We start from the raw sequence: 26,770 nt of genomic DNA, 5'->3' as shown, positions 1-26,770 counted from the left end.
CTTTTATAAATATATTTTATAAACCTAAAGCTTTAATTCCTTCAACAGCTTTTTTTTGCATAATTGCTCCTGCATCCTCAGGTTTTGTTTTTCCTGACAATACATCTTGCTGAACTGGTTTAATAGCATCCCAAATAGCTCTCATTTGTGTAATATTTGGCATTGGTGTTGCTTTAGACAATTGATCCTTTTGTCCTACTATTAATGGGTTTCCAGTAATCTTAGCATCTTTTATAGCCTCAAGATTAGTAGGAATTTGTTGATGTGCATCAACCATATTTAACTGTGCATCCTTCGAGTTTACAAACATAAGGAACTTCTTAACTGCAGCTAGTTTATTTGTATCCTTTACTCCTGCTGATACTGTGTATCCTTTAACAGCAGAATAAGGTGCTGGAGATTTACCATTTATCGTAGGTATTGACATTATTCCTAAATCAATTCCGGCTTTCTTATAATCTGCAAACCCCCATGGTCCGTTGATTATAAATGCTGCTTTTCCACCTTTAAATAAGTTGTCAGCAATTGTTGCATCAGATTCTTTAGGAATTAGACCTTCGCTGTGTATTTTTTTCATGAAAGTCATCCACTGAGTAACAGCTGGTGTATTTAGTGTTGGTTTAGGTGAAGTAGCATTAACATCGTCAAATACCTTACCACCATAAGCCCCTAAGAATCCAATTGAGAAAAATGGTTCAACTTCATTAAATACTAAGCCATAATCAACTTTACCTTCTTTTTTAAGTTTTAATCCAATTGCTTCTAATTCCTCAAAAGTTTTAGGTGGAGTTTTCACTAGCTTTTTATTGTAAGAAACCAAAACTTCATTACCATTTCTATCTGGAATCATATATTGTTTTCCTGTAAACTTGCCAGCTTCTAATGTTTTAGTGTCTAATGTTTTCATAAAATCTGCTCCGACAATAGTATCAATAGGTTGTACTAAACTACCTGGAACAAATACCCCAAGATTATCGTTTGGTGATAATACAATATCAGGTCCTGTTGTACCTAGTGATGCTGTTGAGAAATTTTTTCTTAAATCTTCAGTCTCATAATGTGTTCTTTTAACTGTTATAGTAGGGTTTGCAGTGTGAAAATCAGTAATTAATTTATCAAGTGTCTTTTGTGCGCTCGCATCATCCTGTTCCCAAAAAGCCAAACTTACCGGCTTACTTGAATCTACTGATGATGCTTTATCAGCCGCCTTACTACCACACCCTGCAAGTGTTCCTACTACTAATGTCGATATCATTGCAATAGCCAAAATTGATTTAATCTTTTTCATTTCTTTACCCCCCTAAAATTTGTGAAAATAAAAATTCAGGAATTACTTAGATACTTTATAAATGAATTATAATTTATAAAGAGTTTGAAACCGTTTGTAATTATTTATGCAACCGTTTGCCTAGATTTATTTTACTATTAATTGCTTTATATGTCAAACCGAATTTTCAAAATAATTATTTTATTTTAAAGTTCTAATTTACCATGCTCAACAGAATTATTATTGCTTCCTATTTTCTCGCGCAAACGAATGCATAAAATGATAAAAAATATATACATACTTATATAATAATGAATATTATACAAGTATGTATTATATTTTTGTCCAATTTGATTAATTATTTATATGTATAATATCTACTTAACGACATTTTATAAGGAGATTTAATGGTTACTTTCATTTTGCTCACTAAAAATACTGATTTGATTTAAGTGATTCAAAATTAGAAGATAGTAATCTGACTTTATTTGAACTGATGAGATAAGTTTTTCAAGATATTCTCCTTCAGTTTTAGAACGCTCGCTAACATTAGTCAAATTTTTACTTATTTGCTCTATTTTTTGAATGTTTAAATTTTGTGATTCTTCAACTTCTTGCATACGTCCATGAACACCATCTTCAGCTATTACAATATTATCCAAAAGACTAATAGACTTATCAATATTCTGGAGTGTATTTGTCATAACTGTTTTGCCCTCAACAGATTTGTTGTTTAATGAGCCCATAATAACATCCATGTTTTTTAATGCATCCATTATATCTGTTGCACTATTTTTAGTGGACTGGGATAATTTTTTAATCTCATTTGCTACAACAGAAAAACCCCGCCCAGCTTCCCCTGCTCGAGCAGCTTCAATTGCAGCATTCAATGAAAGAAGATTGGTTTGACTGGCAATACTCGTAATAATTGTTGCAAAATTGTTAATATTAGTATATTGGCTTTGCATTTGGCTAAAAAGGTTTAATAAACTTTCAAATACTGTAGATACATTATTCATTTCCTTTGCTAAATTGTTAATTCCAGACTTAGCGGAACTAACCTCCTCCGAGGAATGGCTTAAACTACTAAAAACTGTAGATACTTGACTTTGGGTATCATATGCATTTTTGGATAATAATTTTAAATAATCTTCTACTTCTTCAATTTGGTTTGTTGTACGTCCAGTACCATTTAGAAGATCAGAAAAACCGAAAGTAATTGTGCCTTCTTCTTTGAGTAAATTATGAATTTGTATATTAGTTTGGTCCGCTAGTTCAAAAATTTCTTCTAAATTTTCGAACTTTGATGATTTAGAATTAGATTCATTTATTAAAGGACATGGTTGAACTTGTTTATTTGTGCTCCCATTTTTATTTTTAAATTTTAATACCATGTTATTATGCCTCCTATTATTCTACTAGTAAAAGTACCATAGTTTGATTAAAGTGATTTTGGTAGAATTGTTCACCATAACTAACAAATCCTGTTTGATTTTCACATAAAGATAAGAGGTTCGAACTTACATTTCCCCATAAATTTTTATCTAAAAACATTAAAGAACGAAGAATACAATTTATTGATAAAACAAAACTAGGTTTAAACACAGCAGATTTCACTGTTTCCTTCATAACTGAATTATAATTAGCAGGCTGTAAAACTTCAACGAAGGTATTAGGAAGTATTTGGCAATAAAATACGATTGACTTATCTGGATTAACCTTCATAGGTGAAGCTATATAAACTTTATCTTTAGAAACCTTCCCTAATGGATTGTTCTTAAAATGATTAGGTAAATCAACTTCCTTAATTCCTAACATTTTGGCATATTCTACAGTCGCTAAATTATTATTAAAAGTTTTTACAGTACGTTTAATAGGGTCTGCATCAGTAACCAATAATTTTTTTCCTGAAGGGATATAAATATTTTCTTTAATTAGCTGTGTACGTTTTTTCATATCAAAGAAAACAGCAACACTATGTACTTCTTTTTTACCAATATAAATCAGAGTTTTTTCAAATTTAAGATTATCGCCAGCACTCCCTCCAATAATTTTAAAATTAGGGTCTGCAAAATAAAAAGTAGTAATTATACTTTCTTCCATAGCAGCTAGACCATCACATAACAATAGAGTAAAAGCATTAGGATTATTTTTTACTTTTTCATATGATTTTTTTAACTTATTAAGGCTTTTGGCCGGTGGATACATTATTTCAACAATTTCAGTAATCTCTGAATCATATGAAAAACCCGTAATTACATTGTCTTTATATCCTTTAGGGGAAAACTCACCCGAAGTTGAGCAAAGAATAACGTTTTCTCCCACAGTTGTAGATAAGCTTTTAATTAATGGAATACCTGCAAAAATAATAAATGAAAGATCAGAATGACACCCTATATAATCAAGAGTTTCTGTAGGGGTAGAGAATAAAAAAGAGTTCATTAATTTTCGCCTCCTATGAATTTTTTTGTTGAATCTCTTTCTACTAATTTTGTATCAATAATATAATTATTGATATCTTGCTTCTCATTTTCTAATTTGTTTATTAATAGCTTAACTGCGTAATAACCTAATTTTTCGGAATTGATATCAACTGAAGATAATGTTGGGTTTCGAAAGGCTGCAATTGGTGTATTATTAAAACCAATAATTGAAATATGTTGGCCCGGCACTTCACTTATGGCTTTTGATGCACCAAAAGCTATTAAATCATCAGTGGTAACAACAGCTGTAGGTCTCCCTTTACATAAGATTCTTTTCATAGCATCATACCCACTGTTTTCTGTGAACTCAGCTACTTGAACCATATTTTCATCAAGTTTTTCTCCGATATTCTCCATAGCTCTTGTGTAACCTTCTAATCTATTTATAGTTACATTGAGTGTAGGTGAACCTCCTATAAATGCAATCTTTCTCTCACCCTTTTGTATAAGATAATTGACAACACTGTACATAGCATGAAAATTATCATTATCAACCCATAAAACCCCATCAGCATTTTCTGGTTTACCTATTACTACAAAAGGATAATCTGCTTCTTTCAAATAAGCAATGCATTTGTCATCCTTTCGAGCTACAGCAAGAATAACTCCGTCAACTCTTCTACTATTTATCAAACTTGTTATGTGTTCTACTTCTTGGTCTTCGTTATTACTATATGTATACATGATATAATATCCTTTTTTCTGAGCATAATGACTTATACCTCTCATAATCTGAATAAAAAAGGGATTAACAAATAAATCTTCATCAGTGTTAGGTAATATAAGTCCTATAGTCTTTGTTGTTTTACTAACTAGGCTCCTAGCTATTGCGTTAGGATGGTAATCCATTTCCTTCATCGCTTTATATACTCTTTGTTTTGTTTCATCGCTAATTCTAGGATTATCCGCAAGTACTCTCGAAACTGTTGATGGTGATACATTTGCAAGTTTCGCTACATCTTTTATAGTTACTGACATGAAAACCTCACTTCCCAATTTGTAAAAATATTCTACGCTCATTATATTATTAATTTTGATATTAATCAAGGTAACTCATGCAAATATTACCACATTCCAAAGTAGCTAAGCAAAATAATATTATATATATATTACAGCGATAATGACGTTAATAAAAAATAAATAAAATTATTTTGTGCAAACGCATTCACAAATCTATAATTTTATATTATTATATAAACATAGATGTCAGTAAAATAAAAATAAAGGAGACTTATATGCGAAACATTAAAGCAATTATATTTGATTTAGATGGCGTATTAGTTGCTACTGCTAAATATCATTATTTAGCATGGAAAAGGCTAGCAAAAGAATTAAACATTGAATTTTCTATAGAAGACAACGAGAGACTAAAAGGCGTAAGTAGAATGAATTCCCTAGACATAATACTGGATATAGGTGGCCTTACATTAGATAATGATGCAAAAATTAAACTAGCAGCTAAAAAGAATATCTGGTATGTAGAATATATCTCTAAACTAACCCCCGCTGATATTTTACCTGGAGTTATAGACTTTTTAGAAAGCATTAAAATAAATGGATTAAAAATTGCCTTAGGTTCTGCAAGTAGGAATTCTATGCTTATCCTTAAAAACTTAAAATTAACGGATTATTTTGATGCTATTATTGATGGAACAAAAGTTTCTAGCACAAAACCAAATCCTGAAGTTTTCTTAAAAGGTGCTTTTGCACTAAACACACCACCTTGTCAGTGTATTGTATTTGAGGATGCCCAGTCTGGAATCGATGCTGCAATTAATGCTGGAATGTACTGCATCGGTATAGGTTCTAAAAATATACTAAAAAAAGCTAATTTAGTCCTTTCGGGATTTTCTGATATGACTTTTGATAAATTGGAACTATTAATTGATTAACTACGAGACTAGCAAGGAGGCTTTTAATGAAACATTATTATGAACTTGACGAATGGAACATTATTGAAAAGGGTTTTAATGCTTGTAATAACGAAATATCTGAGAGTATTTTCAGCTTAGGTAATGGTTTTATGGGACAACGAGCAAATTTTGAAGAAGCATATAGCGGTAATTCTCTTAGCGGAAACTATATAGCTGGAGTTTACTATCCTGATAAAACAAGAGTTGGTTGGTGGAAAAATGGATACCCAGAATATTTTGCTAAGGTTTTAAACTCAACAAATTGGATCGGAATAAACATTAAAGTTAATGACATTACTTTAGACCTTGCTAAGTGCAGTGTTCGTGAATTTAAAAGAGTTTTGAATATGAAAGAAGGATACCTGAAAAGAAGTTTTGTGGCTACACTAGAAAATGGAAATGAGATTGAAGTAAACGCTAAAAGATTTATAAGCATGACCCGCAGTGAGATAGGTGTTATAAAGTATTCTATTAGGTTATTAAATTTCAGCGGCAAATTAGAAGTTTCACCTTACCTTGATGGAAACGTTGTGAACTGTGATTCCAACTATGATGAAACATTTTGGGATGAGACTTCAAAAGGAGCTAAACCATATGAAGCATATGTGATGTTAAAAACTAAGAAATTAGATTTCCACGTATGTACAAGCATGACTTTCCAGCTAACTAAAAATGGTGAAATAATTAAACCAATTGTAACACTTAATGAAAGCGAAAAATATGTTTCGAATACTGTCTCAGTCGATTGTTATAAAAATGATGAACTTGTAATTTATAAATATGTTGCAAATAGCTCATCAAGGTATTATAAATTACAAGAATTAATTAAAATAACTAGAGAACTTGCAAGCATTGCTAAAAAAGATGGATTTGAGATGCTTTTAGAGGAACAATCTAAGTCTTGGAGTGAAAAATGGAGAGAAAGTGATATAGTTATAAAAGGTGATGTATCTGCTCAGCAAGGCATCCGATTTAATATATTTCAATTAAATCAAACCTATACAGGAGAAGATTATAGACTAAACATAGGGCCAAAAGGTTTCACTGGTGAGAAATATGGTGGTGGCACCTACTGGGATACTGAAGCTTACTGCATCCCCTTCTATTTAAGTACAGCAAAGGAAAAAGTATCAAAGAATCTTTTATTATATAGATATAACCAATTAGGCAAAGCCATAGAAAATGCAAAGAAATTAGGTTTTAAAGATGGAGCAGCTTTATATCCAATGGTTACAATGAATGGAGAAGAATGCCATAACGAGTGGGAAATAACTTTTGAAGAAATCCATAGAAATGGAGCCATAGCTTATGCTATATATAATTACGTAAACTACACTGGTGACAAGTCTTACCTTTATGAATTTGGTCTTGAGGTGCTTATAGCTATATCAAGGTTCTGGGCTCAAAGGGCAACTTTTTCAAGCAAAAAAAATAAATATGTAATTTTAGGTGTTACTGGACCTAATGAATATGAAAATAATGTAAATAATAATTGGTATACTAATAAAATTGCCTGTTGGACGATGCAGTATACCCTTAATGTTATAAATTCTTTAAATGAACATCAAGGTAAAACATTAGATGAACTAAAATCAAAGGTTAATTTTAAGGATGATGAGATAATTAATTGGAAAAACATAATTAAGAACATGTACTATCCTCTTGATGAAGAACTTGGAATTTTCCTTCAACAAGATGGTTACATGGATAAAGAGCAAATATTAGTCAAAGATCTAGATAAAAAAAATATTCCAATAAATCAAAACTGGTCATGGGATAGAATACTTCGCTCATGCTTTATAAAACAAGCTGATGTACTTCAAGGTATTTATTTATTTGAGCAGGAATATGACATGGCTACAATTAAAAGAAATTTTGATTTCTATGAACCAAGAACTGTACATGAGTCGTCCTTGTCTCCTTGTATTCATACAATACTCGCTGCTAAAATTGGAAATCATGAAAAAGCTTATGATATGTATTTAAGGGCATCTAGACTTGACCTTGATAATTATAATAATGACACAAAAGATGGCTGTCATACAACTAGCATGGCTGGAACTTGGATGGCAGTAGTGCATGGTTTTGGAGGGCTTCGAGTTATTAATAATAAGTTAATTTTAAACCCATTCATACCGGATCATTGGTGCTCATGTTCCTTCAAAATAATGTTTAGAGGTGCACTTTTAAATATTAAATTTACTAAAGAAACCCTTCAAATACAAAACGAGAATGAAATACCCATAAACTTATCAGTCCATGAAAATGATTATTATTTAAATGGAAATGGCTTATTAGAAGTTAAACTATCATAGATATAAATTCTTTTCTACAAAACAAATTATATTACAAAAGGTATAGCAAAGTTCTGCTATACCTTTTCTTAAATTTATCTATATAAGATTACTGGGATTTGTTAATTTTTTCCATTAGTTCTTCTATTTTTTTTGCCGGGATCGGTCTATAATAGTAATACCCTTGTATTTCATCGCACCCTTCTTTTTTCAAAAATTCAATCTGATCCTTTGTCTCTACCCCTTCAGCAATTACCTTTAATTCTAAATTTTTAGCTAATGCAATTATAACCTTAATTATTGCTTCATCTTTATTGTTTATATTTATACCTCTAACAAAAGAAATATCTATCTTAATTTTATCAACTGGTAATTGTTTAATATAATTTAAAGAAGAATATTCTGTACCAAAATCATCTATTGCAATTTTTATCCCAAGTTGTTTTAATTGCTTTAAAGATTCAATGATGTACTCTGTCTCTTTCATTATTATATTTTCTGTTATTTCTATTTCCAAATCATTTGGGTCTAACCCTGTTTCCTTTAAAATTGTGATAATATCTTCAATTATTTTTGTGTTTTGAAATTGATTCACTGAAATATTAACTGCTATAGGTACATTTAAAATACCCTTATCTTTCCATTCTTTATTTTGTTTACATGCAGTTTTAAGTACCCATTCACCTATTGGCAATATCAACCCTGTTTTTTCTGCTATATGGATAAAATCTATTGGATTTACCATTCCTAGTTCTGTATTGTTCCACCTTATTAAGGCTTCTAGACCAATTATTTTACCTGTTATTAAACTAATTTGTGGTTGATAAAATAGTTCTAGTTCATTTCTCTCTATTGCCCCAAATAAACTCTTTGTTAACTTCATCTCTTCAACTAAACTTTCCTTAATAATTTCAGTACAAAGCTCAAATTTGTTCCTACCTTTTTCTTTTGCCTTATACATTGCGATATCAGCATTTTTTATTAATGTTTCTACATCACTACCATCCATTGGATAAATGGACCCACCAATACTAGTAGTTATATATAAATCAGTATTATCTATTATAAAAGGTTTTTTAAGATCAGCAAGTATTTTTTCTGATACAGCTTTAATCTCTTCGTTGTTTTTTATATTTTGAATCAGAATAAGAAATTCATCTCCTCCAACTCTACAAACTGTATCACTTTCCAACATTGTATTTATTAACCTCTTTGAGACCATTTTTAAAAGCTCATCACCTTTTGCATGTCCCATTGTGTCATTTATCCTTTTAAAGGAATCTAAATCAAGGAATAATACCCCTAGGAAACTTTTACTTAGAGCCGCATTAAAAATTTCCTGATTTAATCTATCAATAAATAATGTTCTATTTGGTAACCCCGTTAAGAAATCATAATATGCTAATTTTTTAATTTTAAATTCCATATCTATACGTGAACTTATTTCACACTCGAGTTCTTCATTAGAACTACTTAACTCCCTAGTTCTCTCCCCCACCTTAATTTCAAGTTCATCATATGATTTCTTCAGTTTTTGCTGAACATGTTTAATTTCAGATATATCCTGAAAAATGCAAACAATCCCCAGTGAATCTCCCCACTCATCCTTTAATACTGAAGAAGACAAAAGTATTGATAATTTATTATTGTTACTTTGTAAAACTTCAATTTCAAAACTACTACAGTTTGTTAATTTAGATAATTCTATCTTATCTGTGAATAAATAGTTTATAGGTTTATTAATTATCATACTTTTATCATAACCTAATAATTCAAGCGCCCCTTTATTAATATCTTTTATAATACCCTCATGATTTGCAATAATTAACCCTTCACTCATTATTTTCAAAACCTCTAGAGCAAAATTTTCAGGATTAAGGTCCATTAATTTGTATTTTTTAATAGAATACCATACTCCAATTACAGGTATTACAATAAATATAATACCAATACACGGCATAACTGGCCTTCTAATCATTGGAATTAGACTATCTGTAATCCCACCTGCAACAGCTGCAATAAAAGTTGTTACCAATATAAGTTTTGCCTGTTTTATCTCCCTTACTATTTTTGAATTCCTCCACCATTTAAATAATAAGAATATAACTGAAATTATATAAGAAAACCAATATATATTGAAAAAATTCGACCAAATAAATCCCTTATTTTTTGATGATATATAAGCCCAACCTAAATTTGTCTCAACAAAGTTTTGCGATGTTTCTGTATGGAAAACATAAAGATAAATAGATATTAATGCTGGCAAATATAAAATTATATAAGCGAATTTCTTTTTAAAAAAAGCGCCTTTATTAGTTAAAATAATTATAAAATTTAAAAATAAACAATAAAAAATAGACCAAAAAAATGTAGCATATAAATAAAAATCACTTGCAGCTTTAGCATTCCTTGAACCATTCATCAAGAAGAACATAAACGACCATAATGCCAAATTTATGGCCATTACAGAAAATAGTTTATTTAATTCATTTTTTGAATCATTTAAAAATGTAATAATACCCAAAATCACATATGTAATTCCACATAAAAAATATAAAATTGTTAATATAGCCATGTATTATTCTCCCCCAGTTATTCCTGTTTCTAATTCATTTATAAAGTATACCATAATACTTACAAATTTTATCTATACTTATCTTTTTAACTCGACAAAACTCCCCTTCTTTGATTTAAGAAAGGGAGCTTTGTCGTATTAATTAATAAAACAATTATAATTAGATATTAAAATTTCTGTGCTACTTTCCTTGCTTCGTTTATAGCATTTTTCTTTATTTCATCTGCTTTATCTGGAGCCGAATTCATACCTTCTACAATAATTGATTGTTTATCTGTAATCCCAATAAAATTTAATATTGTATTTATATATCTGTCTCCTAATTCAAGATCAGCAGCGAGTCCAACAGAATAAACGCCTCCTCTAGCCTGAATATGAACTGCTTTTTTATCAGTTAAAAGTCCAACTGGTCCATTTTGTGTGTATTTAAATGTCTTATTAACTATACATATATTATCTAAATACGCTTTCATCATTGGAGGTATTGTAAAATTCCAAAGTGGTGTAACAAATACATATTTATCAGCAGCTATAAACTGGTCTAATAAATTATTCATAGCAACCACTTTATTCTGCTCTCCTTTATCTAACTTTTCAAATGTAACTCCTGCTCCAAGTTTTCCCCAAGCACTAAATACTACTTCATCAATAAATGGAACCTCTGTTTTATATAAATCTAAAGTTATTATTTCATCAGATGGATTAGATTTTTTATAAGTTTCTAAAAATTCATATCCTACAGCTAAACTAAACGAATTTTCCTTAGTTTTTGGATTTGCAGTTATATATAATATTTTTGACATTTTTACATTCCCCTTTTCACTCTTTAATATATTTTTAAATTTAAATAATTAATATTAATTTTATATGCTCTAATCTTTTGTTACATAAAGTAACTTGTGTACTTTTTGTAATTGAATTACTTTATGTTGTTATAATACATTAATATACTTACTTTTGTCAAGTAAGTATGTTAAAATAATTATAGGAGATGATTTAGTATGGATAAGTTTCATTTATGTCCAAGATTTGAAGCGGCTTTTCAAATTTTAGGAAAACGATGGACTGGATTAATTATACGTTCCTTATTAAGTGGTTCAAAAAGATTTTCAGAGCTACAAGAGATTATTCCAGCTCTAAGTTCTCGTGTACTTACAGAAAGGTTTAAAGAATTAGAAGAACTAGGCATTGTTACTCGTAGTGTTTACCCCGAAATGCCTGTACGTATAGAATATGGACTTACCGAGAAAGGCAAAGACTTAGAAAAAACTATGGATGAAATCCAAAAATGGGCAGAGAAATGGCCCGATAAATAATTATTTTTATATACCCTCTAAAAAATTAGAGGGTATATTTATTTTTTATCAAACATAGTAAACATATCATTTTATTAACAATTTTATCTAAAAAATATAATTTATTATTGACTTCATGAAATTAATAAAGTAAAATGGTTTTGATAATCATTATCAAATAAGAAGTTAACAGAGGAGTTTTCACATGATTTTTATCTATTCTTTAATTTTTGTTTTACTATTATCGTTCTTTTTTACATCAAACATCAAAAAAAATTATTGGACTTATTATTTAATCTCCATATTTATTGGAATCATTACTACTGTTTATGAAGTTCTTAGAATAACTTCAGATGTCAAAATTTATGGATTCCCTCTCTTCCTAGAAAAAATATTTATAAGAGGTTATATTTCCATAGCATTTTTCATTTTAGTAATGTTTGCAGGTGCTCTAAATCCTAAATGGAAAATAACAAGGAAACTCCTAAGCATAAGGGCGGAACTCGCGATTATAGCCTCTATCTTTATAATACCTCATGCTCTTATTTACTTTGTTCGTTTTATAGTACTTAAACTTCCAAAAATGTTTAGCACAGGTGTAATACCAAAATTATATATAGCTTATATTATTGTTGGGATTATAGCATTTGTTATAATGATTCCCTTATTTATTACCTCATTTAAAAAGATCAGACGCAAAATGCAAAGTGGGAAGTGGCGAAAATTGCAAAAACGAGCATACATATTTTACTTTCTAGTGTACGTACATATCCTGATTATAATGTTAAATGAAAAAGAAATTGATCTGTTAAAATTAAGTAGTTACACAATTATATTTGGTACATACACAATTTTAAAGTTGATTAAATCATCTCCTGCGGAGCTGAAATATTAATGACTTCAGAAGGAGATTTATCCCCCCGCTAAAACTTTCTATTTTTTAATGTATGTAACTCCCACTTATAGAAATGGGAGACTTTCCTTCTGAAATGTCATTAAATCAAAAACTAATAGACAATCTAAATCAAAAATTGCTAGTTAAGTTATCTCCTACGGAGCTGTAATATTAAAAACTAATAACTAAATATTATCTTTAGTTATTAGTTTTCTCCATATGATAGGTGTACCATTTGCTAATTAATACTTTAAAACAAGCAGCAACTGGTACCGCTATCATCATACCTATTAGTCCCCATACACTTCCGCCTATTATAATTGCAAGCATAGTAAATACTGGATGTAGTCCCACACTGTCTCCAACAATTTTCGGTGCAAGTAATTTATTATCCACCTCCTGGACTACAATCATGCCAACAACTGCCCATACTGCTCTAATAGGTTGTCCACTCAGTAACGCAATAATTACTGCGAGAATAGTTCCAACGACAGGGCCTATATATGGTATCATATTACAAATACCTGCAATAATTCCTATTATTAAAGCATAATCTATTCCAACGAAATACAATACGATAGCTGATAAAACCCCTACAATGCAGGCCTCTAATAATTGACCTCTTATATATTTATAAAAAGTAATATCTATAATTGATAAAATTTCTTTTAATTTATTTCCTACTTTACTTTTCCCAAATATTAGATTAAAAGTTTTTTCCCATAAGTCCATAAAATATTCAGAGTCTTGTATTAAATATATACTCAATACTAAAGCTATAAAAAATGAAGCTATATTGCCACCTATAGATAAAACAGAATCTGTCATTACTCCTATACTTGTCGTAAAATATGTCTGAACATAACCTACAATTTTAGTTATTTTATCATTTAGATTTCCTAGCATTGAGATATTTGAGTTTTGTAATTTCTCAGTGATTGAACTAACTGACAATGCTGGGTTATTTAAATATTTAGTAAGATATTCTGTCATATTACTTATAGTTATATTATTAGAAAGCTTTCCACCAATCATAATGTATATTCCACTAATAAGAGCGGCGATACCAGCTATTACTAATAAATAAATTGCTAAAATTCCTACTAATCTTCTAGGAGCAGCTCGTTTAAATATATTTCTCTTTTGCAAGAAATTTTCAATAGTTTTCACACCTGGCTTGAACAAGTACACAATTACTAATGCCATAAGAAGTGGTTTTACAAGTCCAATAATTTTCCCTATAAAGCTTGATAAAAAAGAAAATATAGCACCTATATCATTAAAAATTGTTATACCAATGTAAATTAAAAGCACTGTACCCGAGGCATATAAACAGTATTGTAATAATTTTTTATCTATTTTCATTTTTATCCCCTTTCTTCTATAGCTACTTACTTTATAACTTTAGCATAAATTCGTCATAAATTCATTGTTTTTATTTTAAACCTTTAAAATCCACATTTATTTTAGTATAATGTCTATTATAAAGCTTAAAGAGGAGACGGTGATTTATGTATTGTTCTAAATGTGGTTCTGAGATAAAAGATGGCGCCAATTTTTGCTTTAAATGTGGTAATAAAAACACAAAACAAAGTATAATAAATCCTAAAAATATTTCAACTATACCACTCGCCACTACTTTAAAAGGAATCAATGCTTCAAATGAAATGACTACTTCAATGGCAAGCATCAAAAATCAACCTAATAATACTAAAAAATTTATTATAATTGCTGTTGTAATTGGAGTATTATCAATAGGATGTATTAGCTATTATATTTCAGTTTCTAAATTTTCACCCACAACTACTAAAGCTTCAGACACAACTTCTATAAAAAACGAAGCTATTCCTAGTAATAAAACCTCTAATACAAAATCTCAAGCTACTACATCTGCAAATAAAACTGATTCTTATATTTTTTCTAAAAGCAGTAGTGAAAATCTTTTAGAATCTGATGTATCTAAATTAGTAAAAGGAGATTTATCTTTAGCTAGAAATGAAATCTTTGCAAGACATGGTTTTGTATTTAAAAGTGAACCTTTTAAGAGCTATTTCAATAATAAGTCTTGGTATAAACAAAATTCTCTTTTTAAGGGAACTGATTCAGAATTAAATGCAAAAGAATTATATAATGTAAACTTAATATTAAAATATGAAAACAAATAACAAAATTCAGGAAATGTTGATAAGGTTATCCACATTTTCTGAACTTCTTGTGATTTTAGAATAGGTTAAAAAATATCTTTTAATCATCTACATTACCAATCCGATTTTCATTCTCCCTAATAACTTCAATAAAAGAATCCACAATTTCTTTATCAAACTGCTTACCACTACATCTTTTAAGCTCTTCAATAGCTTCTTTATAAGTTTTTCTTATATTATAAGGTCTAGAAGACGTCATAGCATCAAAACAATCTACTACTGTCAACATCCTCACAAGGTAAGGTATCTCTTTTCCTTTTAAATTATCTGGGTATCCATTACCATCGTATCTTTCATGGTGATATAATATTAGAGGAGCAATTTCCTTAAGTGATTCAACAGATTTTATAATCTCTACTCCATTTACTGAATGTTGTTTCATTATTTCCCATTCATCTGGGGTTAATGGCATATTTTTATTTAATATTTCCTTTGGAATATTTATTTTTCCAATGTCATGCATATAAGCGCCATATATTAATTCCTTTTTATTTTTTTCACTTACTTTAAGTTTATCAGCGAGTAACCTACTATAAATAACTACCCTTTCGACATGCCCATATGTATATTTATCCTTAGCATTAATAACACTTATAAGAGTTTTTATTGATGTAATAATATCTATATGTTCACCTTCTGTATCAATTTTTAATTCTTCAACTATAGAAGTATAACTTTCAACTCTATTTTTATCAAAAAACTTAGCTCTATAAAGCGCATCATCCGCACTTTTAAAAAGTTCAATAGCATTTTTAGCTTTACTTGGATAAATTGATGTTCCTATTGAGACAGTCAATTTACCATTTGGCTGATTTTCCTCACCACTAAAATAGGTTGCTTCTATCTTTTTTCTTGATTTTTCTGCTAGCTTAATTGCATCTTCCTCAGAAGTATTTGGAAGGACTACAGCAAATTCTTCTCCTCCATATCTCGCAACTACATCACTTTTTCTAAAACTATTTTTCAATATAAAACCAACTGACTTAAGTGCTTCATCACCCATTTGATGTCCATTCATATCATTATAAATTTTAAAATAATCTATATCTATTAAAATCATCGCGACAAAATCATTCTCTTTTTCACTAGTTTTCATTATTCCCTCTAATGCATCATAAAAAAATCTATGATTATAAAGCCCTGTGAGCCCATCCTCATTTGCTAATCCCTCGAGCTTTTTTATATGTTCATTTTCTATTCTCACATAAAACCCCAATGGCCATGCGGTAAGTATAAAAACTCCAGCTAAAATTAAATCATTCTCAAAAAACTGATTAACTTGTACATTAGGTGCACCCATAACAAGATCTAATGATAATATAAAAATTGAAGAAATGCTTGCCACTAACATACCTTGGTTCATACCTTGTTGCAGCGTTGAAGTTATTATAATAAATAAAAATAGAAATTTATAATCACTTGTACTTTTACCTGAATAAAATATAACAATAATAAAAAACAGAATAAACGCAAGGTTTTCTATGATTTGTACAATGTTAATATATTTAAAATCTATTTTTTCAACAGTCGCCATTGACCACATAAAATATACCGACAATAATATTAATATAACTACGAAAAATGAAATAAAATTATAATTAGTATCTACGGTGACTTCTGCTATGGTATTACCCTTAAAAAAATATCTTAGAAGTACTATTCCTGAAAACAATAAAGCAGCTAATTTTACTATTGACACTATTTCTTGAATTTTTTTTTGTTTGTTTTCTTTTAAATGATCCATACTATCACTACCTCATCAAATTCATTATAATAAATAAAAAAGGTCAGTAAACTGACCTTTTTTATTTATTATTTTTTTCTTAGGCATTTTGGTTCTTCAGGCTGATAACAAGAAAAATAGCATGCAGAAGAAGCCACAGAAGTTGCAGCAAGTGTAGTTGCTACTGCAATTAAAGAGAATAAGTGTTTCTTTAAGAATTTCATTTTATTTACCTCCTTTCCTTAATATATATATGATTTAAAAGGTGATCTACTTTACCTACTAATAAATGTCCTAAAGGTATAAGTGTAAATATTTGCCACAACGTTCCTGAATATAAACATAAAACATAAAATATAAGCTTTTTTTCTCCACTACTTATATAAAGCAGGATAAGAAATACTGTTATAACTAAATAAACACTTAAAAGTATTATAGATCCTTTTTTCATCCGATTTCTTTTTTCTTGTTTTACTATAGGTTTTGAGGCGCTGTCCACTGGAGCTAATTTATAAATTATGTAATAGGACCATATAAAAACTATAACCCCAAGTATTATAATTAATTTTAAATTAGCCACAAAACTTATTAAAAGTGATATTAATATCGCTTGTCCTACACTTACAATTGTTCCTATAAAAGTACAATTTCCTGGGGAACTTGCATGAACCCCTCCTGAATATTTTCTAAGAATAGCAGCTGTAAATGATATTATTAAAGCTTCAATAGCTATATTAAACAATAATCCAAATAGAAATACAAAAATCATAGAAACAAACATCTGCATCAAAGCGAACGCACCATAGGCGATTACCTCTTTATTATCTTCATCTAGTGATAACTCTAATGCTACTTTATTAGCAATATTATTAGATATCTTCTCCATTTATTACCCCACTCAACTTATTTTTTCTAACCAAATAGAAGTAATATGTAAATATTATAGCTGCAAAAATCACCAATGATGGAATACTATATATAATCTTTAATAAACGTTCACTGAAAGCATACTTCACATTTACTTTAAATACATAATGAACTATAAAAACATTAATTCCTTCACAAATGAATAACAGAATCACTGCCATTATGCTTGCTTGTATGGATTTATTTATGCTTATTTTATTCACATTAGTTGTCAATATAATAATTACTATAACATTAAGAATAGTATGTACCCCATATTGAATTGGTAATAACCTTATTAAACATACCGCAATAACAAAAAACATACTTGCTATTATATATCTTTTTACATTAATAACAGTTTTAGAGAATATATAAACTGCGAAAACAAGTAAAAACTCCTCTGGCAAACTTCTTAAAAACACTTCCCATAACGTCAATCTCAACATTTTTTATTTCTCTCCTGACAGCTATTCCAAACCACTTGTATATATTTAAAATTATATCATTAATTTACAAAATAGTATATTTAATACTAGAAATTATTCATTTAATGTCCAGTATTTCCTTTCTTTGATTAATGATTTTTATAGTATTAAATAGAATAATAAAAGCAAACCCTCTTATACATATGTCGCCAATACTCATAATACAATAACCTACATCAATTATATCTGCTAAAAATTTAAATTTAGTAACTCCACTTCCTAAAATGTGTATATCCTTAACCTTCATAAAAGAATCTGATTTTACATAACCAGTTAAGTATGATAATGTTGGAAATACAGGCATTTTCCCGTTATTGGCAGCTATAACAATATTATTTAAGATACTTCCAATAATAATAAGTATTGACCCTATAATTGCACTAATATTAAGTTTATATTTGATAACCAAGATTATAAAGGTTAAAAGATAAAGATAATGAAAAATACTGGTATACTTTATAAATGTATAATTATTATTAAATATCATAACCTCTAGAATTACATACAATATTGCAAATATTAATACAGGGTATATCGCCCAGCTCTTAAAAAGTGGTTTTATTTTGTAACCTTTTATCTTTGCAAAAATAAGTGCTAAAAGTATTGGTTCAATCATATATATTCCTCGCATTCACAATTTTTACATTTAGTTTAATTTATCTCTATTATACTAATATTTAGTATGTATTTCTACCTTTTTACAAAAAAAATTGTATTTTTTTATTATTTTAAATACCGTAATGCTATTTCCTTGTATAATTTAATAGAATCAATATATTTTTTTGTTTTTACATATTCATTTGGCTTATGAGCTTGCGTTTCTTCGCCAGGTCCACAAATAATAACAGATAAATTATTATTAAAACTGGGAACAAATATGGATGCATCTGTACAATAAGTTACACCTTTGGCTTTATATCGACTTCCAAATAATTCTGTTGCTGTATCTAGTGTTAACTTAATAAATTGATCATCGGATTTGTTTTTTAATGCCACTTTATCATTAAAAACTTTAATATCAAATTTAGCTTTAGATCTTGACTCAATTTCTGCTAATAATGCCTTAATATCTGATAGAATTTCCTGATGATTTTGACCCGGAACAGTACGAATGTCAATTTGCAATTTGCACATATCAGGCACTACATTGACTTGGACACCACCAGAAATAGTAGCAATATTTAAGGTTGGACCCCCAAGTAGGCTATCCTCCTTTTATTTGAATTTAAACTTCCATCCGCTACCATAGTGTTTGCACCTATACAATCAACCTCTTCACCTGTAGTCGCTGCAAAAATCAGGTCCCCTTCCAGTGTTATTCCTGATTTAGAAACCTCAATCATAGCCATAATTAAAGCGGCTAAACCACCTTTCATGTCAGAGGATCCACGCCCATAAATTCGATCATCAATTTCTTCAGCTCCAAATGGTTCATGTTCCCATGGGATTTCTCCCACTGACACAGTATCCATATGACCGCAAAAAACTAAACTTTTTTTATGTCCTGTTCCCTTTATCCTAGCAATCAAATTGGCACGATTGTCACCAACCGACTGTATTGTGGATTCAATACCACTTTCCCTTAACTGTTTTGCAATAGCCATCGCTACCATTATCTCATTACCAGGTGGATTGCTACTATTAATTTTTAAAAGATCTTTTAGAAAATCAATTGCCTCTTTAATTTATAATCACTCCCCATTATAAGTTTGTATGCCATATCTTTACTACCTCTTATATTTACATTCCCTAAAAATTATATTATATTAATTCTTTCTCCAAACATAACATATCTCCTCTCGCATAGTTTTAATTAATTATACTCTATAACAATGCTTCCTCATACTTTGTTTCATCATCTTAACTACTAACCTATTAACCTATTAACTATAAAAATATATTTATAACTTATATTGACAAATATATATTACAGCTGTAATATATATTTGTAGTACATATTACAGATGTAATATATAAACTTTAATATAAAGGGTGATGAAGAAATGGCTGACGCCTCTAAAATATCAAATTCAGAATGGGAAGTAATGAAGTGCATTTGGGGAAATCCTACCTGCACTGCAAATGAGATTGTTGATGCCTTAAGTAAAAGGACAGATTGGAAGGCAAATACTATTAGAACTTTAATAAATCGTTTAGTCAAAAAAGAAGTTTTAGGTTACAACATAGATAAAAAAGATAAAAAAACATATTATTATTTTCCTTTGTTATCAGAAAATGAGTGTATAAAAGCTGAGAGTGAATCCTTTATAAACCGTGTGTTTAATGGCTCATTAAATGGTATGATCGCAAACTTTTTGAATGAATCAAAATTGTCTGATGAGGAAATTAAAGAACTTAAAAATATTCTTGATAAGAAGAAAGGTTAAATAGGTGTATTTATGTTGTTACTTATATCTATTTTTAAATGGGTATTATATTCAACCGCTTTAGCAAGTATTTTAAGTTTAATAATTCTTCTTTTTAAATTATTGCTTAAAAATAAATTAGGTGTTAGGTGGCACTATGCTATTTGGCTTATTATAGTAATTAGATTATTAATTCCTTACGGATTACAAAGTTCTTTAAGTCTTTTTAATCTTATTGAATTTAATGGTAAGCAAGTTACCAAAGTAACTTATACTCAAAATCTAGAGGTTAACAAAATTGTAAATACTAATAAAACTAATACAGATGCAACAAAAGGTGTTATAAAATCTATTTTACCAAGTAATACATATAATGCCGACCAAAGTCCTCTATATTTGCAGTTGTTAAGTAGCATATGGTTGCTTGTAGTTATTATAATTGGTGTTTATACAATTGTAATGACGATGAAATTAAATGCTAAGTTTAAAAATGGTCATGTGTGTAATAATGAAGAAGTTATGCTGCTATTGTTACAGTGCAAGGATAAACTAAATATAAAATCAAATATTAAAGTTATAAATACTAATGAAATTAAAACACCCTGCATTTATGGTTTTATAAAACCTAAATTGCTACTACCAATTGGATTTGAGAACTATGTAGATAAAACCGAATTACAATTTATAATCTTACATGAACTAGCTCATGTAAAACGCCAAGATATAATAGTTAGTTGTATAACAGGAGTACTTCAAATAATACATTGGTTTAACCCAATTATATGGTATTCGTTTTATAGAATGTCTAATGATAAAGAACTCGCTTGTGATGCCTTAGCTTTATCTCATGTTAAATGTGAAAACTATATAAACTACGGTAAAACTATTATAAAATTGTTAGAAAACTATAAGAAAACGCCTCAAGTTTATGGTATGTCCTACATTATAAATAATAAATCTCAAATTAAAAGGAGAATAACTATGATCTCTTTATTTAAGAAAAATTCTTATAAGTGGTCAATCATTCCTATCGTAACATTAACCTTATTGGGAGGTATAATGCTAACTAATGCTAAAAATAAACCAGTGCTTGCAGGCAATAAGAATAGTCAGAGCATAAACTCTAACAAGACTTTGAGTGACCAAGATAAAAAAAGCTCCATTACACAATATGATATTAAAGGTAAACATTTTAACGGTACAATGTTAATAATACCAAAGGATAAAAAAATTGTTGTTGGGCTCAACAAAGATATTTCAAAAGTAACAAAAACCACAAGTCAAATAGCAAAAGAAAGTAATGCAATAGTTGCTATCAATGCAGGAGGATTTACACAAGACGTTTCTGGCAAAACAATGTCCCCCTCCGGACTTATAATGCATGATGGAAAGGTTATTTTTAATGATATAGCAGACAATAATATTAAAGGAGATATAGTTGCTTTTACAAATAAAGGCACCCTTCTAGTTGGTAAATATTCCTTAAATGAGCTAAATAAGCTTAATACAACGCAGGCCGTTAGTTTTGGACCTGCACTTATAGTTAATGGTAACCCTACAATAACCAAAGGAGATGGTTGTTGGGGAATTGCTCCAAGAACAGTTATAGGTCAGAGAAAAGATGGTTCAGTAATTTTATTAACTATTGATGGTAGAAGTGTTAAATCTTTAGGTGCTACATTACGCGATGTACAAAATATACTTTTACAGTATGGCGCTGTATATGCATCAAATCTTGATGGTGGAAGTTCATCAACCATGTATTATAACGGTAAAGTAATAAATAATCCATGTGATATTTCCGGAGAAAGAAAAGTAGTATCCACTTTTATGGTATTACCTTAATAAAATCACCTGTAGTTATTATTTAAATAACTACAGGTGATTTTATATATTTTAAGCTAATGACTTACAGTTAATATCTAAATATCATGTCATACCATTTTGCACTACGGCTATAGCATAAACTCTTTAGCTTTCCACTACATCCTCAATAAACTCAGCGTTTTCCAATTCCTCAAAAGCATCTTCTAAAGATATACTGTCTAAAATCCTACCAGTAAGAATTACACCTTTTTTTAAATCTTCATCCCATTGAAAATCAGTCATTACGCTATCAATCCCTAAATCTTCAGCCATATCCTTTGCACTAATATCTTGACCTTTATAATTTTCCAGACCATCTTCGCTAATTGTAATTTCATAGATTTTATTTTTCTTTGACATTCATATTCCTCCCTAAACTATAATGTAATATTTTAAAAATATTACATTTAATGTTCTACAAAGGACTGAATAATATCCCTCTGTTTTTTTAGGGTATAAAAGTTTAGATTATATTAAATCTTATATCCTGATAAAAGTTAGCTTTAGCGGCTTCATAGTAAGGATTAATCCATAAAAATCCTATACCAAAAGTTATTATTCCTAATATGAACCAGCCTATATAACTACACCATAGACTAAACAATTTAAATTTGAAGCCAAACATCATGCGTTTACTTCGGTCTAATGATTCCGAGGCACTTAGTTCAGGATTATCCATCATAATATAGAATGACATTGAATATCCTAGTGAAGCAATAATTCCTGGAATGATAAGAAGCAAGGTCCATAAAATTGTGAAAAGTCCAATAAGAAAATTTAGAACAAATGATTTCACAAAAAATTTAAAACCACTAAACATATTTTCAATAACTGGCCCCTCATTCCGTATAAGCTTAAGAAAATAAGCTGATACACCAAGAGTTATTGGTCCAGACAAAACAAAACTTACCAAATTACCAAAGCCATTGTATGAGTACGTCATTGGAACTCTAACCAATTCTTCATTCTGCCAAACATTTCGAAAGGAATGTACAAAATTCCCCCCTGAAAATGACATTGTAACTAACCAAGCAATAAAACACACGATCCCAGCTTGAAGCCATTTACCATTTAACTGCTGCATTGCCCTACGTTTTAAATCGCTACTTTGTTGTGGCATGTTTTTACCCTCCCCTTAATAATTTAATTAATCGCTCTTAATTTACGCTCCTATTTATAGTATTCAAATATTATGTTAAATAACCCTAAAAATTGAATTTTACTATCTTATCACATTTTTCAGCAAAATACTCTGCTTACATACTTTAATATCATTCTACAATTCCCCTTTAAATTTCCTAGGAAATATCAAAAACCACTACTCCCATAAGTAGTGGTTTTATAAATAATTATTTTTCTAATCTTTAAAAGAAAGAGTCCGTATCTTTCTATCCGTACCAATAATAGTGTTTTTAAAAATAACTTCCGATCTATCCTTATACTCCTCTGGGCTCAGCATTGAAGGACTAAAATGTGTTAATAAAAGTTCTTGTACTTCTCCACCTACAGCAAGCTTGGCTGCCTCACTAAAGGTCATGTGTTTATTCCTTATGGCTTTTTCAATATCGTTTTCATCTCCATAAGTTCCCTCACATACAAACAAGTCGCTTCCATTAATAAATGCTTTTATTTTAGAAATTGGTCTTGTATCTGTTATAAAACTAATCTTTATTCCTACTCTTTCAGCTCCAAAAACCAACTTTGGGAAATATGTTTTCCCGTGGTCCATTATAACTTCATTTTTCTGGAGTCTATTCCAAAATTCTTTTGGTATTTCATTTTCAATTGCACTTTTAACATCAAACTTTGGTTTTCTATTAAAATAGAGGCTGTAACCTAAACAATTAGTTGAATGCTCAAGTTCCAATGTTGAAATTATCAAGTCATTAAATTCTCCTACTGTAGTTTCTGTAGCATTTAATGGAGCTTTTATCTTCACAGGTTCTTGTGGATTTTCTAATATATTAATTTCATAAGGAAGATAAGGGGCTATAACCATTAACCCCTTCACAATAGCTGTAATACCTATAGGCCCAATTATAGTGATTGGAAGCGTTCTGCCACTGTTACCAATTGTTAAAAGCAACCCTGGAAGTCCAACAATGTGATCTGCATGTCCATGAGTTAAACAAATCACATCTATTGACTTAAATCCCCACCCAAGTATTTTCATAGATACCTGAGTGCCTTCTCCGCAGTCCATTAGTATTTTTCTTCCTTTATAACTTATTAGAAGTGAAGATAAATATCTTTCTGGAATTGGCATACCTCCTCCACATCCTAGAAGTGCTAAATCAACCAATTAAATCACCTCCTCTATTTTTTTTATTTGTAAAATATTATCTACATTTTTTTAACAAATTCAGATTTTAATTCCATAGCTCCAAAACCATCAATTTTACAATCAATATTGTGATCTCCATCAACCAAACGAATGTTTTTTACTTTTGTACCTTTTTTTAAGGATGTTGGACTTCCCTTTACTTTAAGATCTTTAATTAGTGTTACAGAATCACCATTGTTTAATACATTCCCATTTGCATCTTTAATAATTTTTTTCTCTTCACTATTTTCAGTTTCTGATCCTAAAGTCCACTCATTTGCACATTCTGGGCAAACAAAAAGATCTCTATCCTCGTATGTGTATTCTGAATTACATTTTGGGCAATTTGGCAAATCAGCCATAATTTCATTTCCTCCATTCGTTTTTGTTTCTAGTATATAATTCCTTCTAGATTTCATTGTTAAATAATCACCCACGTTGCTGCAACAGCTTTGCAGATGATACGTTAGTTCCTCATTCGTTTATATATTATCATAGTCTTCTACTATCCACAAACCATCATGCAAATATATATAAAAAACACAGTAGATAAAATATATACATATCTACTGTGCTTACTAATTTAATAATTTAATTTATCTTTTGTTTCTAGTGCCTTGCTGAGCAGCTTGGATTCCAGCATTTCCATTAAATTCATATCCATTGTTAGAATTTTTACTATTCAGACTGTTATCAACAATGCTTTGATCCTTTTGTTTTATGCTCATATTTTTACTCAGACTATTATCACTATTAGGTATAATATTTTGATTGCTTTCAGCTATGGATTTATTTTGGCTCATAAAAAACATCTCCTTTAATAATTATTCTATATTATAATGCCATTAACTTAATATACTTATACTAAAATAAAAAATGCGCATTTAACAAAATTTACTATTTTTATTAGTAGTGCTTGCTTTATCAATAGTTACTTGTTTAACTGGGAATGGGTTATATTCAATTGCACCAGGTATAAAAGCTTCCATAGCCTTTGTAGGTTTTCCATCTGAGCCCCAGGCACTCAATGCATATCCACTCCAGCTTTTTGCGCCTTCTGGCTCCCAGTAAAATACTCCAGTTCCCTTATTGTCGGGAACCGCCTTTACCTTAGCCTGAACAGCTACAAGCATATTGTAAGTATTAATAGGTTCCGTATCTAATCCACCTACCTCAACTACCATCACCTCTTTACCGTATCTTGCTGCCATATCATTTAAATTATTTCCCAATGCGTCTATGTTTGAAGTATAATCCGTTCCTGCCCAATAGGGATAATAGGACATTCCGATTACATCATATTTGGCATTATTAGCTTTAAGACCATCAAAATACTTTCTAAAATTCACATTATCATATCCATCAGCTATATGTATAATAACTTTTGTATTATTACTTATAGCCTTAACTGCATCATATCCCCTATTTATCAACTGAGCTAACTTACTATAATCTTTTATACTTCCATCTGGAAGCATCATACCAGGATTAGTTTCATTTCCTACTTGAACCCATTCCGGTGTAACACCGGCAATTTTCAATGCGTTCATAACTCCTAATGTATAGTCATATACATCAGTCTTTAAGACGTCAAAATCGTGATCTTTCCAGGCTAATGGTTTTACTTGTTTTCCAGGATCTGCCCAGGTATCACTGTAATGAAAGTCTATCATTATTCTAAAGCCCATGGCTTTTGCCTTAACTGCCATAGCAATTACCTCAGATGTACTGCAATGACCATCGGTTTTACTATCTGAGGGATTAACCCAGGTTCTTAGCCTAATTGAATCAATTCCATAATCTTTTAAAATAGATAAGCAATCCTTTACATTTCCATCTTTATCTTTAAATATATAGTTCGTAGCCTCCATCTGTGAGAGCCAGCCTACGTCTGCACCTTTTGCAAATGTACTAGTACTGGGTGTTTCCGCTTGTACCTTCATAATTGCATGAAAATTACTAATTATCCCCAAAACAAGTGTTGAGCATAAAACTTTTGATAAAACACTCTTAAACCTATTTTTAAACATTAATATTACCTCCATCTATACTCTCTTATCCTATAACTTAACTATTTTTATATTTTTTATAATTTTTCATAAATTCATTAAAAATACCATACTTCATCTTATAGTACTAATAATGAAGTATGGTATCAATTAAGTAAATTTA

At 29.6% G+C, this 26,770-nt stretch carries 27 protein-coding genes; 7 read left to right on the top strand and 20 right to left on the bottom strand.

Features of this window, described 5'->3' with window-relative positions:
- Nucleotides 1-16 precede the first annotated feature (16 nt).
- The 4 genes from A7L45_RS04555 to A7L45_RS04540 form a co-directional block, all read right to left on the bottom strand.
- The gene (locus A7L45_RS04555) at nt 17-1,288 is read right to left on the bottom strand and encodes a sugar ABC transporter substrate-binding protein (RefSeq protein ID WP_071611662.1); all 1,272 of its coding nucleotides are present in this window, start codon (nt 1,286-1,288) and stop codon (nt 17-19) included.
- A gap of 383 nt (nt 1,289-1,671) precedes the next feature.
- Nucleotides 1,672-2,661 carry a methyl-accepting chemotaxis protein gene (locus A7L45_RS04550; RefSeq protein ID WP_071611661.1) on the bottom strand — a complete coding sequence of 330 codons (990 nt, stop codon included), beginning with the start codon at nt 2,659-2,661 and terminating at the stop codon, nt 1,672-1,674.
- 16 nt (nt 2,662-2,677) lie between these two features.
- Complete coding sequence (locus tag A7L45_RS04545) at nt 2,678-3,709, bottom strand: FIST signal transduction protein (RefSeq protein WP_071611660.1); 1,032 nt, start codon at nt 3,707-3,709, stop codon at nt 2,678-2,680.
- Nucleotides 3,709-4,728 carry a LacI family DNA-binding transcriptional regulator gene (locus tag A7L45_RS04540; RefSeq protein WP_071611659.1) on the bottom strand — a complete coding sequence of 340 codons (1,020 nt, stop codon included), beginning with the start codon at nt 4,726-4,728 and terminating at the stop codon, nt 3,709-3,711. The genes A7L45_RS04545 and A7L45_RS04540 overlap by 1 nt, the downstream gene beginning before the upstream one ends.
- A gap of 257 nt (nt 4,729-4,985) precedes the next feature.
- Here A7L45_RS04540 and pgmB point away from each other — a divergent pair, with 257 nt between their 5' ends.
- On the top strand, nt 4,986-5,642 hold the full coding sequence (gene pgmB, locus A7L45_RS04535; protein WP_071611658.1) for a beta-phosphoglucomutase: 657 nt from the start codon (nt 4,986-4,988) through the stop codon (nt 5,640-5,642).
- Between the two features lie 26 nt (nt 5,643-5,668).
- Nucleotides 5,669-7,978 (top strand): family 65 glycosyl hydrolase domain-containing protein, encoded by a 2,310-nt coding sequence (locus A7L45_RS04530; protein WP_071611657.1) that lies wholly within the window; start codon nt 5,669-5,671, stop codon nt 7,976-7,978.
- A gap of 88 nt (nt 7,979-8,066) precedes the next feature.
- Here A7L45_RS04530 and A7L45_RS04525 read toward each other — a convergent pair whose 3' ends face one another.
- Complete coding sequence (locus tag A7L45_RS04525) at nt 8,067-10,532, bottom strand: EAL domain-containing protein (protein WP_071611656.1); 2,466 nt, start codon at nt 10,530-10,532, stop codon at nt 8,067-8,069.
- 167 nt (nt 10,533-10,699) lie between these two features.
- A complete protein-coding gene (locus A7L45_RS04520) occupies nt 10,700-11,335 on the bottom strand; it encodes an FMN-dependent NADH-azoreductase (protein WP_071611655.1) in 636 nt (211 codons plus the stop codon).
- A 198-nt stretch (nt 11,336-11,533) separates the two neighbouring features.
- Here A7L45_RS04520 and A7L45_RS04515 point away from each other — a divergent pair, with 198 nt between their 5' ends.
- Nucleotides 11,534-11,848, top strand: a complete 315-nt coding sequence (locus A7L45_RS04515; RefSeq protein ID WP_071611654.1) for a winged helix-turn-helix transcriptional regulator — start codon at nt 11,534-11,536, stop codon at nt 11,846-11,848.
- Nucleotides 11,849-12,032: 184 nt separating this feature from the next.
- Nucleotides 12,033-12,722 (top strand): ferric reductase-like transmembrane domain-containing protein, encoded by a 690-nt coding sequence (locus A7L45_RS04510; protein ID WP_071611653.1) that lies wholly within the window; start codon nt 12,033-12,035, stop codon nt 12,720-12,722.
- A 198-nt stretch (nt 12,723-12,920) separates the two neighbouring features.
- Here A7L45_RS04510 and A7L45_RS04505 read toward each other — a convergent pair whose 3' ends face one another.
- On the bottom strand, nt 12,921-14,087 hold the full coding sequence (locus A7L45_RS04505; RefSeq protein ID WP_084647353.1) for an AI-2E family transporter: 1,167 nt from the start codon (nt 14,085-14,087) through the stop codon (nt 12,921-12,923).
- A 146-nt stretch (nt 14,088-14,233) separates the two neighbouring features.
- Here A7L45_RS04505 and A7L45_RS04500 point away from each other — a divergent pair, with 146 nt between their 5' ends.
- Nucleotides 14,234-14,887, top strand: coding sequence for a YARHG domain-containing protein (locus A7L45_RS04500; protein WP_071611651.1), 654 nt, complete (start codon nt 14,234-14,236; stop codon nt 14,885-14,887).
- Between the two features lie 79 nt (nt 14,888-14,966).
- Here the strand turns inward: A7L45_RS04500 and A7L45_RS04495 are convergent, their stop codons facing one another.
- The 7 genes from A7L45_RS04495 to A7L45_RS24005 all read right to left on the bottom strand — a co-directional run bounded on the left by A7L45_RS04495 (nt 14,967) and on the right by A7L45_RS24005 (nt 19,656).
- The gene (locus A7L45_RS04495; RefSeq protein ID WP_071611650.1) at nt 14,967-16,670 is read right to left on the bottom strand and encodes a bifunctional diguanylate cyclase/phosphohydrolase; all 1,704 of its coding nucleotides are present in this window, start codon (nt 16,668-16,670) and stop codon (nt 14,967-14,969) included.
- A gap of 68 nt (nt 16,671-16,738) precedes the next feature.
- On the bottom strand, nt 16,739-16,873 hold the full coding sequence (locus A7L45_RS04490) for a cyclic lactone autoinducer peptide (protein WP_071611649.1): 135 nt from the start codon (nt 16,871-16,873) through the stop codon (nt 16,739-16,741).
- 5 nt (nt 16,874-16,878) lie between these two features.
- Entirely contained in the window at nt 16,879-17,535 is a 657-nt protein-coding gene (locus tag A7L45_RS04485; RefSeq protein ID WP_071611648.1) for an accessory gene regulator ArgB-like protein, read from the bottom strand.
- Complete coding sequence (locus tag A7L45_RS04480; RefSeq protein WP_071611647.1) at nt 17,519-18,004, bottom strand: hypothetical protein; 486 nt, start codon at nt 18,002-18,004, stop codon at nt 17,519-17,521. The genes A7L45_RS04485 and A7L45_RS04480 overlap by 17 nt, the downstream gene beginning before the upstream one ends.
- Nucleotides 18,005-18,101: 97 nt before the next feature.
- Nucleotides 18,102-18,659: a DUF5317 family protein gene (locus A7L45_RS04475; RefSeq protein WP_071611646.1), complete on the bottom strand. Its 558-nt coding sequence runs from the start codon at nt 18,657-18,659 to the stop codon at nt 18,102-18,104.
- 107 nt (nt 18,660-18,766) lie between these two features.
- Complete coding sequence (locus tag A7L45_RS24010) at nt 18,767-19,186, bottom strand: M20/M25/M40 family metallo-hydrolase (protein ID WP_071611645.1); 420 nt, start codon at nt 19,184-19,186, stop codon at nt 18,767-18,769.
- Between the two features lie 38 nt (nt 19,187-19,224).
- Nucleotides 19,225-19,656, bottom strand: a complete 432-nt coding sequence (locus tag A7L45_RS24005) for a M20 family metallopeptidase (RefSeq protein WP_071611644.1) — start codon at nt 19,654-19,656, stop codon at nt 19,225-19,227.
- Between the two features lie 390 nt (nt 19,657-20,046).
- Here A7L45_RS24005 and A7L45_RS04460 point away from each other — a divergent pair, with 390 nt between their 5' ends.
- Together A7L45_RS04460 and A7L45_RS04455 are read left to right on the top strand one after the other, a co-directional pair.
- Nucleotides 20,047-20,430 carry a BlaI/MecI/CopY family transcriptional regulator gene (locus A7L45_RS04460; RefSeq protein WP_071611643.1) on the top strand — a complete coding sequence of 128 codons (384 nt, stop codon included), beginning with the start codon at nt 20,047-20,049 and terminating at the stop codon, nt 20,428-20,430.
- A 102-nt stretch (nt 20,431-20,532) separates the two neighbouring features.
- Nucleotides 20,533-22,254, top strand: a complete 1,722-nt coding sequence (locus A7L45_RS04455; protein WP_236900470.1) for a M56 family metallopeptidase — start codon at nt 20,533-20,535, stop codon at nt 22,252-22,254.
- Between the two features lie 126 nt (nt 22,255-22,380).
- Here the strand turns inward: A7L45_RS04455 and A7L45_RS04450 are convergent, their stop codons facing one another.
- The 6 genes from A7L45_RS04450 to A7L45_RS04425 form a co-directional block, all read right to left on the bottom strand.
- A complete protein-coding gene (locus A7L45_RS04450; protein ID WP_071611641.1) occupies nt 22,381-22,635 on the bottom strand; it encodes a hypothetical protein in 255 nt (84 codons plus the stop codon).
- A gap of 103 nt (nt 22,636-22,738) precedes the next feature.
- Entirely contained in the window at nt 22,739-23,395 is a 657-nt protein-coding gene (locus A7L45_RS04445) for a DUF975 family protein (protein WP_071611640.1), read from the bottom strand.
- Between the two features lie 237 nt (nt 23,396-23,632).
- Entirely contained in the window at nt 23,633-24,577 is a 945-nt protein-coding gene (locus tag A7L45_RS04440) for a ribonuclease Z (protein WP_071611639.1), read from the bottom strand.
- A 41-nt stretch (nt 24,578-24,618) separates the two neighbouring features.
- Nucleotides 24,619-24,960, bottom strand: a complete 342-nt coding sequence (locus tag A7L45_RS04435; protein WP_071614867.1) for a zinc ribbon domain-containing protein YjdM — start codon at nt 24,958-24,960, stop codon at nt 24,619-24,621.
- 234 nt (nt 24,961-25,194) lie between these two features.
- Nucleotides 25,195-25,401 (bottom strand): hypothetical protein, encoded by a 207-nt coding sequence (locus A7L45_RS04430; RefSeq protein ID WP_071611638.1) that lies wholly within the window; start codon nt 25,399-25,401, stop codon nt 25,195-25,197.
- 81 nt (nt 25,402-25,482) lie between these two features.
- Nucleotides 25,483-26,628 carry a glycoside hydrolase family 53 protein gene (locus A7L45_RS04425; RefSeq protein WP_071611637.1) on the bottom strand — a complete coding sequence of 382 codons (1,146 nt, stop codon included), beginning with the start codon at nt 26,626-26,628 and terminating at the stop codon, nt 25,483-25,485.
- Nucleotides 26,629-26,770: the final 142 nt, after the last annotated feature.

Source organism: Clostridium estertheticum subsp. estertheticum (assembly GCF_001877035.1).
Lineage (GTDB): Bacteria > Bacillota > Clostridia > Clostridiales > Clostridiaceae > Clostridium_AD > Clostridium_AD estertheticum.
Note: the sequence above shows the minus strand (reverse complement) of the source record. Positions and strands in the feature narration are given on the sequence as shown.